Below are 12,932 nucleotides of genomic sequence, written 5' to 3' on the forward strand. Positions count from 1 at the left end.
AAGCCGACGTCGAGTCGGCTTTTTTACGTGCGTTGAGTTTATCCAGAGCCACTATTTCTTGCGCTTGGGCACCTGCACCAGTTGGCTGTTGGAGTACATGTCCTGCCAGTTGCGCTTCTGTTTGTCGAACAACATCCAGATAAAACCCAGCCCCAGGCACAGCCACGAGCCGATGGCGACCACGAAGCGCAGCAGTGCCTGCCACAGGCTGATGCCGGTGCCGTCGGCGTTCTGCACGCGAATGCCCCACACCTGCATCCCGAGGGTCTGGCCTGAATGGGTCCAGAACTTGGCGAAGAAACCGAACAGCACAAACACCAGAATCGTTGAAAGCAGCGGGTCGCTGTCCAGCGCCCCGGACTCGGACATCGCGCGTAACTGGGCCTCACCGATAAAGGCCATCAGGATCAGCTTATAAACGAAGGTGGTGACCATCAGCAGCGCGATGCACAGCAGGGCGTCATAGAACATCGCCGCAAGGCGGCGGCCCAAGCCTGCAATGGGAAAGTCGCCTTGTGGGCGCAGCAGGTGTTTCGACATGGCGGGCTCTCGTTTGCAAAAAAGAACCCATTTTACGGAATCCCAGCCATAAAAAAGCCCCTGATGTCAGCATCAGAGGCTTTTTTACTGATCGCTATTTAGGCTTCGGGTTGAACTTCATCAGCCTGCAAGCCTTTTTGGCCTTGCACTGCGATGAAGGTTACCTTCTGGCCTTCTTTCAGGCTCTTGAAGCCGCTGCCCTGAATAGCGCGGAAATGGACGAACAGATCCGGACCGCTCTCTGGCGTGATAAAACCAAAACCCTTTTCGTCGTTAAACCACTTGACGGTACCGCTCTGACGATTCGACATTTTCTTATTCCCTGGACCTTGAATTGATGACAGCCTCTTTCGCCTGAAAGAGTACTGGACTGGCTGCAGGTAGTAAGAAACGTCGAGCGGGATGTAGCAATACTTAGAGCTACTGCCCAGGTCACGGTTCAAGCGACCCATGCAAACACAGTTAAGAAACTCTACGCCAACCATGGCAGAAAAAACAAGCCCTGCTCAGGCGTGGGTTTCAGGCACTCTCCGGGCTTTTTGAGTGTTTTGCTCATCAGGCGAAATTGATAATTTTTTACCCGCGTGCCTGGTTATATGCAAAGTGCGCCGTGGACTAACAGCGCACTTTACTGCGGTATACATTGCGATTACATGACAGCCAGTTGCCCTGTTTTTGGGCCTCCAGCTTACTGGCGGCAGCCGTTAACCCCGCCGGTTAACCTCGGAAGTAACGCTGCGCTACGAACGGCATTTTGCTGACCCGCATCAGCACTTTCTTACCCCGTACGATGGCCCAGACTTCACTGTCCAGCGCGGTGTAAGCGCTGTCGAGGTAAGCCATGACCAGCGGTCCGCCCAAGGTCGGACCGAATCCGCCGCTGCTGACCGTGCCGACGGTTTTGTCGTTGGCATCGACGATTTCTGCGCCTTCACGGACCGGTGTACGTTCCTGCGGCAACAAGCCGACACGTTTGCGGCTCACACCGGCTTGCTGCTGAGCAAAGATCTGTTCCGCGCCAGGGAAGCCACCGGCACGTGCGCCGTCGGCACGTCGAACCTTGGAGATCGCCCATAACAGGCTGGCCTCAACCGGTGTGGTCTCGGTGTTCATGTCGTGGCCATACAGGCACAGGCCCGCTTCCAGACGCAGAGAGTCGCGGGCACCGAGACCGATGGGGGCGACCTCTGGTTCTGCCAACAAACGACGGGCCAATGCGTCGGCTTGATCGGCCGGGACCGAGATCTCAAAACCGTCTTCACCGGTGTAGCCGGAGCGGCTGACATAGCAGTCGGCGCCGAGCAACGTCACTTTGGCAAACTGCATGAACGTCATGTTCGCCACTTCCGGAGCCAGACGTGCAAGGACGGTCACCGCTTCCGGACCTTGCAGGGCCAGCAGGGCGCGCTCTTCGAACAGAGGCTGGATGTCGCACTGGCCGGCCAGGTGTTGTTGCAAGTGTGCAAGGTCCTGGTTCTTACAGGCTGCGTTGACCACCAGAATCAACTCGTCGTTGCCGATGTTGGCGACCATCAGGTCATCGAGAATGCCACCGCTTTCATTGGTGAACATCGCGTAACGCTGCATGCCCACGGGCAGGTCGATGATGTCGACCGGTACCAGGGTTTCCAGGGCTTTGGCGGCGTTGGCACCGGTCAGGCGAATCTGGCCCATGTGCGACACATCGAACAAACCGGCATGCGCGCGGGTGTGCAGGTGTTCCTTAAGCACGCCAGCGGGGTATTGCACGGGCATGTCGTAGCCGGCAAACGGCACCATCCGGGCCCCCAGTTCGCGGTGTAAAGCGTGCAGTGGGGTAGTTAACAGCTGTTCGGTGGACATTCATGGCTCCTTGGAGTTTTTCCGGCTTTCGCTTTGTAGGGAGGGCGAAAGCAGTCGATTTCATGAGGCTGTTTCAGCACTCGATAATGTTCACGGCCAATCCGCCTCGGGCGGTTTCCTTGTATTTACTTTTCATGTCGGCACCGGTCTGGCGCATGGTGCGGATCACTTTGTCGAGGGAGACGAAGTGCTGACCATCGCCGCGCAACGCCATGCGCACGGCATTGATCGCTTTCACCGACCCCATCGCGTTGCGCTCGATGCAGGGCACCTGCACCAAGCCGCCAATTGGGTCGCACGTCAGGCCCAGGTTGTGTTCCATGCCGATTTCGGCGGCGTTTTCTACCTGCTGAACATTGCCGCCCAACACTTCGCACAACGCTCCGGCCGCCATTGAGCAGGCCACGCCGACTTCGCCCTGACAGCCAACTTCGGCGCCAGAGATCGAGGCGTTTTCTTTGTACAGAATGCCAATCGCCGCCGCAGTGAGCAGAAAGCGCACAACACCGTCCTCATTGGCGCCGGAGATAAAACGCATGTAATAATGCAGCACTGCCGGGACAATTCCCGCTGCACCGTTAGTGGGTGCGGTGACGACCCGGCCGCCGTTGGCGTTCTCTTCGTTGACCGCCAAGGCGTACAGGTTGACCCAGTCGAGCACTGACAGCGCATCGCGCAGCGCAGCTTCCGGGTTGTTGCACAACTGGCGATGCAGCGCTGCTGCCCGGCGTTTGACCTTCAAGCCGCCCGGCAAAATGCCTTCATTGCGGCAACCTGCTTTCACACAATCCTGCATGACCTGCCAGATATTCAGCAGGCCCTTGCGGGTTTCCGCTTCCGGGCGCCAGGCGGCTTCGTTGGCCAACATCACCTGACTTATAGACAGGCCATGTGTCGTGCAATGGCCCAGCAAATCCTTGGCGCTTTTGAACGGATAGGTCAGCGGCGTGCTGTCTTCGACGATCCTGTCAGCGCCGGCGGCGTCTTCATCGACAACAAAGCCGCCACCGACCGAATAATATTCGCGGCTACGAATCTGCAACCCGGCGGCATCGAAGGCACGGAAAATCATGCCGTTTGGATGGAACGCCAAGGGTTTGCGGATCATTGCCAGGTGTTGTTTTTCGACGAACGCGATGCAGTGTTCACCCAACAGGTTCAGCTGTTGGCTGTCGCGAATCTGTTGCAGACGCGCAGAGATGGTTTCGGTATCGACGGTGTCGGGGTGTTCGCCTTCCAGGCCCAACAGCACGGCCTTGTCGCTGCCATGGCCCTTGCCGGTAGCGCCCAGCGAACCATACAGCTCGACCTTGACGCAGGCCGTTGTCGTCAGCAAATCGTCACGGCGCAGCCCTTCGGCGAACCGGGCAGCAGCCCGCATCGGGCCCACGGTATGCGAACTGGAGGGGCCGATACCAATCTTGAACAGGTCAAACACGCTCAGCGACATGATTGCACTCCGGTTTTTTATTATAGACATGGAGGTCGCGTTTATTTGTGGGAGCGAGCGTGCTCGCGATCAGATTGGCGTGGTGTCTCCGATACGCCGTAATCGCGGGCAAGCCCGCTCCTACAGGGTCATGCGTCGTAGCAAGGGTGGGGCTACTTTGCACAGTAGCCCCCTCTCGATCAGGCGTCTTGATAGCTCTCGATGGACGGGCATGCGCAGACCAGATTACGGTCGCCAAACACGTTATCGACGCGACCCACTGGCGGCCAGTATTTGTTCTCGATCAACGAGGCTACCGGGTACACCGCTTGTTCGCGGCTGTACGGATGGGTCCATTCGCCGACGATTTCAGCGGCGGTGTGCGGCGCGTTTTTCAACGGGTTGTCATCCTTGTCCAGCGCCCCGCTTTCCACTGCGCGGATTTCTTCGCGGATGCGGATCATGGCTTCGCAGAAGCGGTCCAGTTCTTCCCTGGATTCGCTTTCGGTCGGCTCAATCATCAGGGTGCCTGCGACCGGGAACGACATGGTCGGTGCGTGGAAACCAAAATCGATCAACCGCTTGGCCACGTCATCGACGCTGATACCGCTGCTGTCTTTGAGCGGACGCAGGTCGAGGATGCATTCGTGGGCGACAAGACCGTTGCTGCCGGTGTACAGCACGGGGTAGTGCTCTTCCAGGCGACGGGAAATGTAGTTGGCATTGAGGATCGCCAGTTGCGACGCGCGCTTGAGGCCTTCGCCACCCATCATGCGGATGTACATCCAGGTGATCGGCAGAATGCTCGCGCTGCCAAACGGCGCTGCGCTGACAGCACCTGTTTTGCGTTCCATCGTCCCGTGACCCGGCAAGAACGGGGTCAGGTGCGATTTGACGCCGATAGGACCAACGCCCGGGCCGCCACCACCGTGGGGAATGCAGAAGGTTTTGTGCAGGTTCAGGTGCGAAACGTCGCCGCCGAACTTGCCCGGCGCGCAGAGGCCGACCATGGCGTTCATGTTGGCACCATCAATGTACACCTGGCCGCCGTTGTCATGGACGATCCCGCAGATTTCGCGGATGCCTTCTTCGAACACGCCGTGCGTCGACGGGTAGGTAATCATCAGTGCGGCGAGGTGTTCGCGGTGCTCGATGGCTTTGGCGCGCAGGTCTTCGATGTCGACGTTGCCGCGTGCATCGCAGGCAGTCACGATCACGCGCATACCGGCCATGTTTGCTGTGGCAGGGTTGGTGCCGTGGGCCGACGAGGGGATCAGGCAGATGTCGCGACGATCATCGCCACGGCTCTGGTGGTAAGCACGGATCGCCAGCAGGCCAGCGTATTCGCCCTGAGAACCAGCGTTAGGTTGCAGCGAGATGGCGTCGTAACCGGTCGCGGCGCAGAGCATCGCTTCCAGTTCGTCGGTCAGTTGCTGGTAGCCCAGGCTTTGCTCGGCGGGTGCAAAGGGGTGCAGGTTGCCAAACTCGGCCCAGGTGATCGGGATCATTTCGCTGGCGGCATTGAGCTTCATGGTGCAGGAGCCCAGCGGAATCATGGTGCGGTCCAGCGCCAGGTCCTTGTCGGCCAAACGACGCAGATAACGCATCAGCTCGGTTTCGGAGTGGTAACGGTTAAACACTGGATGGCTGAGGATCGCTGACTGGCGCAGCAACGCAGCAGGCAGGCGTGATTCGACGCTGCTGGCCAACGCATTGAAGTCCGGCAGGCTTTGCCCGTTAGTGGCGAACAGCTGCCACAGGGTTTCGACGTCGGCCTGTTGGATGGTTTCGTCGAACGACAGGCCAAGGCGCTGAGCATCGATTTCACGCAGGTTGACCTGTTGGGCGCGGGCCTTGACGTGCAACGCAGCCGTATCGGCACCGGTGTTCAGGGTCAGGCTGTCAAAAAAGAATGCCTGATCGACGTTCAAGCCCAACTGCTTCAAGCCTTCGGCGAAAATCGCAGTCAGTTGGTGCGTGCGTTTGGCGATTTGCGTCAGGCCGCGTGGCCCGTGATAGACCGCATACATGCTGGCAATGTTGGCCAACAGAACCTGCGCGGTGCAGATGTTGCTGGTGGCCTTTTCGCGACGGATATGTTGCTCGCGGGTCTGCATCGCCAAGCGGTAGGCGGGCTTGCCATGACGGTCGATGGAAACACCGACCAGACGGCCTGGCATATCGCGTTTGAACGCATCGCGTGTCGAGAAGTAGGCCGCGTGTGGCCCGCCAAAGCCCAATGGCACACCAAAGCGTTGCGCACTGCCGATCGCCACGTCTGCGCCAAACTCACCCGGAGGGGTCAGCAAGGTCAGGGCCAGCAGGTCGGCAGCCACGGCGACCAATGCATGAGCGGCGTGGAAACGTTCGACCAGTTCGCGGTAATCGAACAGGTCACCGTTGCTCGCCGGGTATTGCAGCAGGGCACCGAAATACTCGCTGACATCGCTCAGCTGGTTTTCATCCGCAACGACGACCGTGATGCCCAGTGGCTCGGCACGGGTGCGCAGTACATCGAGGGTCTGCGGGTGGCAATGGCTGGAGGCGAAGAACAGGTGGCTGCTTTTGTTCTTGCTCAAGCGTTTGCAGAACGTCATGGCCTCGGCGGCGGCAGTGGCTTCATCGAGCAACGAGGCGTTGGCGATGGGCAGGCCGGTAAGGTCGCTGATCAAGGTCTGGAAATTCAGCAGCGATTCCAGTCGACCTTGGGAAATCTCTGGCTGATAAGGAGTGTAAGCGGTGTACCAGGCCGGGTTTTCCAGCAGGTTGCGCAGAATCGGTGCCGGGGTGTGGCAGTTGTAATAGCCCTGGCCGATGTAGGTTTTGAACAGTTGGTTTTTGCTGGCGATGGCTTTGATCGACGCCAGGGCATCGGCTTCGCTTTGCCCGGCAGACAGGTCCAGAACACTGGTGTCCTTGATGCTGTCCGGGATGACGCTGGCGCTCAGTGCTTCCAGGGAGTCGAAACCCAGGGTCGCGAGCATGGCTTTTTCATCAGCCTGGCGCGGGCCGATGTGGCGCGCAATAAACTCGTTGGCGGTGCTCAATTCGATACGGTCAGTCATGTCGGCTCCTCAGGCTTCAGCGCTGGCTTGGATCAGGCGGTCGTAAGCGTCTTGATCAAGCAAGCTGTCGATGGCGCTGGCGTCTTCAGGGATGAAGCGGAAGAACCAGCCGGCGCCCAGTGCGTCTTCGTTGACCAGTTCAGGCGTCGCTTCGAGTGCTGCGTTGACTTCGACCACTTCGCCAGTGAGCGGCATGTTGATGCTGCTGGCAGCCTTCACAGACTCAACCACCGAGGCTTCAGCGTGTTGCGTGTAAGTCTGCAATTCAGGAAGTTGCACGTACACCACATCACCCAGCGACTCTTGCGCGTAGGGCGTAATGCCGACGGTGACGCTGCCATCCGCTTCGGTACGCAGCCATTCGTGGTCGACGGTGAATCGCAACTCGCTCATAAAAACTCCTCAAGGGGCAAAAGCTCACGGCGTGCATGAGCATCATGAGGAAAGACCATAGCAAGTTTGCGGCCAATATTATTTAGTCGTTATAAATCAATAAGTTAAATGAATGTTGTACGTGTGAGGGATGAGTAACTGTAGCGAAATCGCTACAGTTGTGGCGCGATAAAAAAGGCTTACAGGATCAAAGCCTTGCACACGGGGGATGTCCGGAAGCTGTAGCGAAATCGTTCCGCTGTAGTGGTTTCAGTACAGATTTTGCAGATGGTTAACAAAATCGGTTCGAGACCTCAGCCTTTCCCCGGAATTCCGTACTTGCGCAACCGATGGGCGATGGCGGTGTGGGAGGTTTGCAGGCGGGCGGCGAGTTGGCGGGTGGAGGGGTAGCTGATGTAGAGCTTTTCCAGCAAGGTTTTCTCGAAGTCCTCGACCGCCTGTTCGAGGCTGTCGACTTCGCCGTCGTTTTGTCGGGCGACGGACGTGCCGGCAATGTCCAGATCGCCGATGTCTACCAGCGTGCTTTCGCAAATAGCCGCCGCGCGGAAGATTACGTTCTGCAACTGGCGCACGTTACCCGGCCAGCGATTACCCAACAGCGCAGGGTAAGTGCCCGGCGTCAGGCGGCAAATCGGTCGTTGAATCTGCGCGCAGGCCTGCTCCATGAAATAGCGCGCCAGCAGCAGGATATCCTGCCCGCGATCACGCAGCGGCGGCACTTCCAGGTTGAGTACGTTCAGGCGATAGAACAGGTCTTCGCGGAAGGTGCCTTCGCTGACCATTTTCTCCAGGTCGCGATGGGTCGCGCTGAGAATCCGCACGTTGACCTTCACTTCGCGATCTCCACCGACGCGGCGGAAACTGCCGTCATTCAGGAACCGCAGCAGCTTGGCCTGCAGGTACGGGGACATTTCGCCGATTTCGTCGAGAAATACCGTGCCGTGGTTGGCCAGTTCCATCAGCCCTGGCTTGCCGCCACGTTGTGCCCCCGTGAAGGCGCCGGGGGCGTAACCGAAGAGTTCGCTTTCGGCGAGGTTTTCCGGCAGTGCCGCGCAGTTGAGCGCAAGGAAAGGGGCGCTATTGCGGGTACTGATGGCATGGCAGGCACGCGCGACCAACTCCTTGCCGGTTCCTGTTTCACCTTGAATCAGCAGTGGCGCATCGAGGGCTGCCACGCGCAGGGCACGGGCCTTGAGGGTACGAATCGGTGGTGACTCGCCCAACAAGGCATCGAAACCTTCGGCATGGTCATGGTGCAGCGCGGCCAGGCGTTCGCCGATCCGGCTCGGTTGGTACAGCGTCAACAGCGCGCCTGCGTCGGTGATCGGGGTGGCGTCGAGCAGCAACACTTCACCGTTGAGCGTGACTTCGCGCAATGGCAGGCGAAAGCCGTTTTCCAGTAATGCGGTTTGCAGGCCGGGGTCGGCGAACAGCTCGGCCACGGATTCGCCGGCAGGTTCACGTCCACACAGGGCAATCAGTGCCGGGTTGGCCAGCAGCACATGGCCGGCGCTGTCCAGGGCCAGCACCGGGTCGGTCATGGCGGCGAGCAGGGCATCGAGTTGCAAGTGGCGACGCTGACCGGGAAGGATGTCCACCACTGTGATCGCTTCGACACCGCGCACCCGGAACAACGCATCCTTCAACTCTTCGAGCACTTGCGGGCTGAGGGTCGGGGCATCGATGTAAACGTTCGGCGGCACCATCTCCACGGCGTCCAGATTCAGATTTCGTCCACCCAGAATGGCCAGCACTTCCTGGGTGATACCAACGCGGTCGATAAAACAGACGTGAATACGCATGGGCAACTAAAGGTTCTGGACCGCGGGGGCAGCAATTATGCCAGCAAATGGGTCAACGGCGTGTCAGGTCGTCCGCGTCAGTGGTATTGCCGGGCTAGTTTGCGGGAGGCGTGCCTGGCCATGGGCTCATTCCAGATGTTCTGGCTTCACCGGATCACCAGGCTTGGCGTCGAGCAGTTGCCGGATGTGTTCGAACATGGCGTCGTATTGTCCATGCATCGAGCGCAGGTCCGCAGCTTTGGGCATGCCGTGTTTGACCGCGATGTGAAAGGCTTCGCTGGCAAAGTTGTAGGCCATGTCCTTGGGCAGTTCGAATTCGTCCTTGAACGCAGCGCCATTGATCACACCGTCCATGAAAAAGTGCATGGCCATGCCTTGCGTGGGGGCCTGTCGCACTTCATATCGGATGTGGATGTCGTAGCTGAAATCGGTGGGTTGCAGTGCAACGCGAGTGATGTGCAGATGACCGGGTTCGAACATGTGCATTGCTCCTTCGCTGGACGAAACGATAAGTGTCGGGATAGACCTCGCGGCCTATCCCGAGGTTCATTTATAGATAATGCCAGGTGTGGCACTGCTGATTCGCGTGCCGGCGTTACCGTTGACGATGTCTTCAATATCTTCCAGTGATCCAATCACCGCGACCTTGCCGGTATTGCGGGCGAAGGTGCAGGCTGCCTGCACTTTAGGCCCCATCGAACCTGCGGCAAAGCCCAGTTTTTCCATCTCGTCAGGGTGAGCCTGGGCGATAGCCTTCTGCGTGGGTTTGCCCCAGTCGATAAACGCGGCGTTCACGTCGGTGGCAATCACCAGCAAATCACTCTCCAGTTGCTCCGCCAGCAAGGCCGAGCACAGGTCTTTGTCGATCACGGCTTCGACACCTTGCAGCTGGCCGTCCTTGTCATACATCGTCGGGATACCGCCGCCACCGGCACAGATCACGATGCTGCCTTTTTCCAGCAACCACTTGATCGGGCGGATCTCGAAGATGCGTTTGGGTTTCGGGCTTGCAACCACTCGGCGAAACTTATCGCCATCCGGGGCGATGCTCCAGCCCTTTTCCTTGGCCAGGCGCTGTGCTTCTTCTTTCGAATAGACCGGGCCGATGGGCTTGCTCGGATGCTGGAAAGCGGGGTCGTTGCCGTCTACCTCGACTTGGGTCAGCAGAGTGGCGAAAGGCACCTCGATGGGCAGAAGATTGCCCAACTCCTGTTCGATGATATAGCCGATCATGCCTTCGGTTTCAGCGCCGAGCACGTCCAGCGGGTAAGGCGCCACGGCGGTGTAGGCCGATGCCTGCAAGGACAACAGGCCCACTTGCGGGCCATTGCCGTGGGCCACCACCAGCTCATTGCCGGGGACGATTTTGGCGATCTGTTGGGTGGCGACGCGGATATTCATCCGCTGATTCTCCGCAGTCAGCGGTTCGCCACGGCGGAGCAGGGCGTTACCACCCAATGCAACGACGATACGCATGGTGTTTTTCCTCAAAGTCAGATGTCGGCCAGCGCCGACACCAGGATTGCCTTGATGGTGTGCATGCGGTTTTCTGCCTGCTCAAAAGCGATGTTGGCCGGCGACTCGAAGACCTCTTCGGTGACTTCCACGCCATTGGCCAGATTCGGGTAACGGCTGGCGATGTCTTTGCCGACCTTGGTCTCACTGTTGTGAAACGCTGGCAGGCAATGCATGAACTTCACCCGAGGGTTGCCCGACGCTTTCATCATCGTTGCGTTGACCTGATACGGCAGCAGTTGTTCGATGCGCTCGTCCCAGGCTTCAACCGGTTCGCCCATGGAGACCCAGATATCGGTATGGATGAAGTCCACGCCCTTGACTGCTTCCAGCGGGTCTTCAGTGATGGTGATGCGGCCACCACTTTCCTCGGCGAACGTTTTGCACTGGGCAATGAAGTCAGCGTGCGGCCACAGGGCCTTGGGTGCGCCAATGCGGACGTCCATGCCCAGTTTGGCGCCGATCATCAGCAGTGAATTACCCATGTTGTAGCGCGCGTCACCCAAGTAGGCGTAGCTGATGTCATGCAGCGGTTTGTCGCTGTGCTCGCGCATGGTCAGGGTGTCGGCAATCATTTGCGTCGGGTGGAATTCGGCGGTCAGGCCGTTGAAAACCGGCACGCCAGCGAATTTAGCCAGTTCCTCGACGATTTCCTGTTCAAAGCCACGGTACTCGATAGCGTCGAACATCCGGCCGAGCACGCGGGCGGTGTCTTTCATGCTTTCTTTGTGGCCGATTTGCGACGACACCGGGTCGATATAGGTGACATGGGCACCTTGATCGTGGGCTGCAACTTCGAAGGCGCAACGTGTGCGGGTCGAGGTTTTTTCGAAAATCAGCGCGATGTTCTTGCCTTTGAGATGTTGCTGCTCGGTGCCTGTGTACTTGGCGCGCTTGAGGTCGCGGGACAGGTCGAGCAGGTAATGCAGCTCGCGGTTGGTGTGGTGCATCAAGCTCAGCAGGCTACGGTTACGCATGTTAAAGGCCATGTTTCAGATCTCCTTGGGTTTCGGTTATCTCCCTGGCGGGCTCGGGATAGAGCCACGCCAGGGCACATGTGGGTGATCGATGACTCAGTAATCGATCGGGTCGCGCAGGATCGGGCAGGTCATGCAGTGACCACCGCCGCGACCCCGGCCGAGTTCGCTGGCGCTGATGGTAATGACTTCGACCCCAGCCTTGCGCAGCAGGGTGTTGGTGTACGTGTTGCGGTCGTAGCCTATGACCACGCCCGGTTCCAGCGCGACCACGTTGTTGCCGTCATCCCATTGCTCACGTTCAGCGGCGAAGCTGTTACCACCGGTTTCGACCACGCGCAGGGTTTTGAGATTGAGCGCAGCGGCTACGGTGTCGAGGAAGTTGGTTTCTTCGCGACGCACATCAATGCCGCCCGGCTTGCTTTCATCGGGGCGCAGGCTGAATGCGACGATCTGGCTGACCACTTCCGGGAAAATCGTGACCAGGTCGCGGTCGCAGAAACTGAACACGGTATCCAGGTGCATCGCGGAGCGGGACTTCGGCAAGCCCGCGACAATGACCCGTTCGACCGCATTGTTCTTGAACAGGTTCTGCGCCAGTTGGCCAATGGCCTGGTGCGAGGTGCGCTCGCCCATGCCGATCAGTACCACGCCGTTGCCGATGGGCATGACGTCGCCGCCTTCAAGGGTGGCGTTGCCATGATCCAGATCGGGGTCACCGTACCAGACCTGGAAGTCGGCGTTGACGAAGTCCGTGTGGAATTTATAGATGGCGCTGGCCAGCAGGGTTTCCTGACGACGGGCGGGCCAGTGCATGGGGTTGAGTGTTACCCCACCGTAGATCCAGCACGTAGTGTCGCGGGTGAACTGGGTGTTGGGTAGCGGGGGCAGAATAAAGCTGGAATGGCCGAGGAAGTCGCGGAACATTTCGATGGTCTTGCCGCCGAAGCTGGTCGGCAAATCGTCAGCCGACACGCCGCCAATCAGGAATTCGGCGATCTTGCGTGGCTCCAGGCTGCGCACCCAGGCGTCGACTTCATCGACCAGAGCAACACCCACCAGATTGGGTGAGATCTTGCGTTCGAGAATCCAGTCCAGCGCCTCTGGAAGCGCGACGATGTCGGTCAGCAGATTGTGCATTTCCAGCACTTCAGTGCCACGTTCTCGCATTTTAGTGACGAAGTCGAAGTGATCGCGCTTGGCCTGACTGACCCATAGCACGTCATCGAACAGCAGTTCGTCGCAGTTAGTCGGCGTCAGGCGCTGATGCGCCAAGCCTGGTGAGCACACCATGACTTTTCGAAGTTTGCCAACTTCAGAGTGAACGCCGAGTTTGACTTTATCGGTGGACATATCTGTATTCCTCCAA

The 12,932-nt window shown here is 58.8% G+C and carries 11 protein-coding genes; all 11 read right to left on the reverse strand.

The annotated features are described in order from the left end of the window. Positions 1 to 51 precede the first annotated feature (51 nt). The 11 genes from K0F75_RS05975 to arcA all read right to left on the reverse strand — a co-directional run bounded on the left by K0F75_RS05975 (position 52) and on the right by arcA (position 12,916). Positions 52 to 540, reverse strand: a complete 489-nt coding sequence (locus tag K0F75_RS05975) for an RDD family protein (RefSeq protein ID WP_219060943.1) — start codon at positions 538 to 540, stop codon at positions 52 to 54. 98 nt (positions 541 to 638) lie between these two features. Further along, on the reverse strand, positions 639 to 851 hold the full coding sequence (locus K0F75_RS05980) for a cold-shock protein (RefSeq protein WP_219060944.1): 213 nt from the start codon (positions 849 to 851) through the stop codon (positions 639 to 641). Between the two features lie 406 nt (positions 852 to 1,257). Further along, positions 1,258 to 2,382, reverse strand: a complete 1,125-nt coding sequence (gene gcvT, locus K0F75_RS05985) for a glycine cleavage system aminomethyltransferase GcvT (RefSeq protein ID WP_219060945.1) — start codon at positions 2,380 to 2,382, stop codon at positions 1,258 to 1,260. Positions 2,383 to 2,455: 73 nt separating this feature from the next. Beyond that, entirely contained in the window at positions 2,456 to 3,832 is a 1,377-nt protein-coding gene (locus tag K0F75_RS05990) for an L-serine ammonia-lyase (RefSeq protein ID WP_219060946.1), read from the reverse strand. A gap of 179 nt (positions 3,833 to 4,011) precedes the next feature. After that, positions 4,012 to 6,876 carry an aminomethyl-transferring glycine dehydrogenase gene (gene gcvP / locus K0F75_RS05995; RefSeq protein WP_219060947.1) on the reverse strand — a complete coding sequence of 955 codons (2,865 nt, stop codon included), beginning with the start codon at positions 6,874 to 6,876 and terminating at the stop codon, positions 4,012 to 4,014. Positions 6,877 to 6,885: 9 nt separating this feature from the next. Next, entirely contained in the window at positions 6,886 to 7,269 is a 384-nt protein-coding gene (gene gcvH, locus K0F75_RS06000; protein ID WP_219060948.1) for a glycine cleavage system protein GcvH, read from the reverse strand. A gap of 293 nt (positions 7,270 to 7,562) precedes the next feature. Beyond that, positions 7,563 to 9,071 (reverse strand): sigma-54-dependent transcriptional regulator, encoded by a 1,509-nt coding sequence (locus K0F75_RS06005; protein ID WP_219060949.1) that lies wholly within the window; start codon positions 9,069 to 9,071, stop codon positions 7,563 to 7,565. Positions 9,072 to 9,197: 126 nt separating this feature from the next. Continuing rightward, positions 9,198 to 9,551 carry a DUF5064 family protein gene (locus tag K0F75_RS06010; RefSeq protein WP_219060950.1) on the reverse strand — a complete coding sequence of 118 codons (354 nt, stop codon included), beginning with the start codon at positions 9,549 to 9,551 and terminating at the stop codon, positions 9,198 to 9,200. Positions 9,552 to 9,617: 66 nt separating this feature from the next. Further along, a complete protein-coding gene (gene arcC / locus K0F75_RS06015) occupies positions 9,618 to 10,547 on the reverse strand; it encodes a carbamate kinase (RefSeq protein ID WP_219060951.1) in 930 nt (309 codons plus the stop codon). Positions 10,548 to 10,564: 17 nt separating this feature from the next. Continuing rightward, positions 10,565 to 11,575 (reverse strand): ornithine carbamoyltransferase, encoded by a 1,011-nt coding sequence (locus K0F75_RS06020; protein ID WP_219060952.1) that lies wholly within the window; start codon positions 11,573 to 11,575, stop codon positions 10,565 to 10,567. Between the two features lie 84 nt (positions 11,576 to 11,659). Continuing rightward, on the reverse strand, positions 11,660 to 12,916 hold the full coding sequence (gene arcA / locus K0F75_RS06025; RefSeq protein WP_219060953.1) for an arginine deiminase: 1,257 nt from the start codon (positions 12,914 to 12,916) through the stop codon (positions 11,660 to 11,662). Positions 12,917 to 12,932 lie beyond the last annotated feature (16 nt).

This window comes from Pseudomonas sp. UMAB-08 (assembly GCF_900095225.1).
GTDB lineage: Bacteria > Pseudomonadota > Gammaproteobacteria > Pseudomonadales > Pseudomonadaceae > Aquipseudomonas.

What these genes read in the sequence shown, in the direction of transcription:
- K0F75_RS05975 (WP_219060943.1), bottom strand. Translation starts at nt 540, where the DNA reads ATGTCGAAACACCTGCTGCGCCCACAAGGCGACTTTCCCATTGCAGGC.
- K0F75_RS05980 (WP_219060944.1), bottom strand. Translation starts at nt 851, where the DNA reads ATGTCGAATCGTCAGAGCGGTACCGTCAAGTGGTTTAACGACGAAAAG.
- gcvT (WP_219060945.1), bottom strand. Translation starts at nt 2,382, where the DNA reads ATGTCCACCGAACAGCTGTTAACTACCCCACTGCACGCTTTACACCGC.
- K0F75_RS05990 (WP_219060946.1), bottom strand. Translation starts at nt 3,832, where the DNA reads ATGTCGCTGAGCGTGTTTGACCTGTTCAAGATTGGTATCGGCCCCTCC.
- gcvP (WP_219060947.1), bottom strand. Translation starts at nt 6,876, where the DNA reads ATGACTGACCGTATCGAATTGAGCACCGCCAACGAGTTTATTGCGCGC.
- gcvH (WP_219060948.1), bottom strand. Translation starts at nt 7,269, where the DNA reads ATGAGCGAGTTGCGATTCACCGTCGACCACGAATGGCTGCGTACCGAA.
- K0F75_RS06005 (WP_219060949.1), bottom strand. Translation starts at nt 9,071, where the DNA reads ATGCGTATTCACGTCTGTTTTATCGACCGCGTTGGTATCACCCAGGAA.
- K0F75_RS06010 (WP_219060950.1), bottom strand. Translation starts at nt 9,551, where the DNA reads ATGTTCGAACCCGGTCATCTGCACATCACTCGCGTTGCACTGCAACCC.
- arcC (WP_219060951.1), bottom strand. Translation starts at nt 10,547, where the DNA reads ATGCGTATCGTCGTTGCATTGGGTGGTAACGCCCTGCTCCGCCGTGGC.
- K0F75_RS06020 (WP_219060952.1), bottom strand. Translation starts at nt 11,575, where the DNA reads ATGGCCTTTAACATGCGTAACCGTAGCCTGCTGAGCTTGATGCACCAC.
- arcA (WP_219060953.1), bottom strand. Translation starts at nt 12,916, where the DNA reads ATGTCCACCGATAAAGTCAAACTCGGCGTTCACTCTGAAGTTGGCAAA.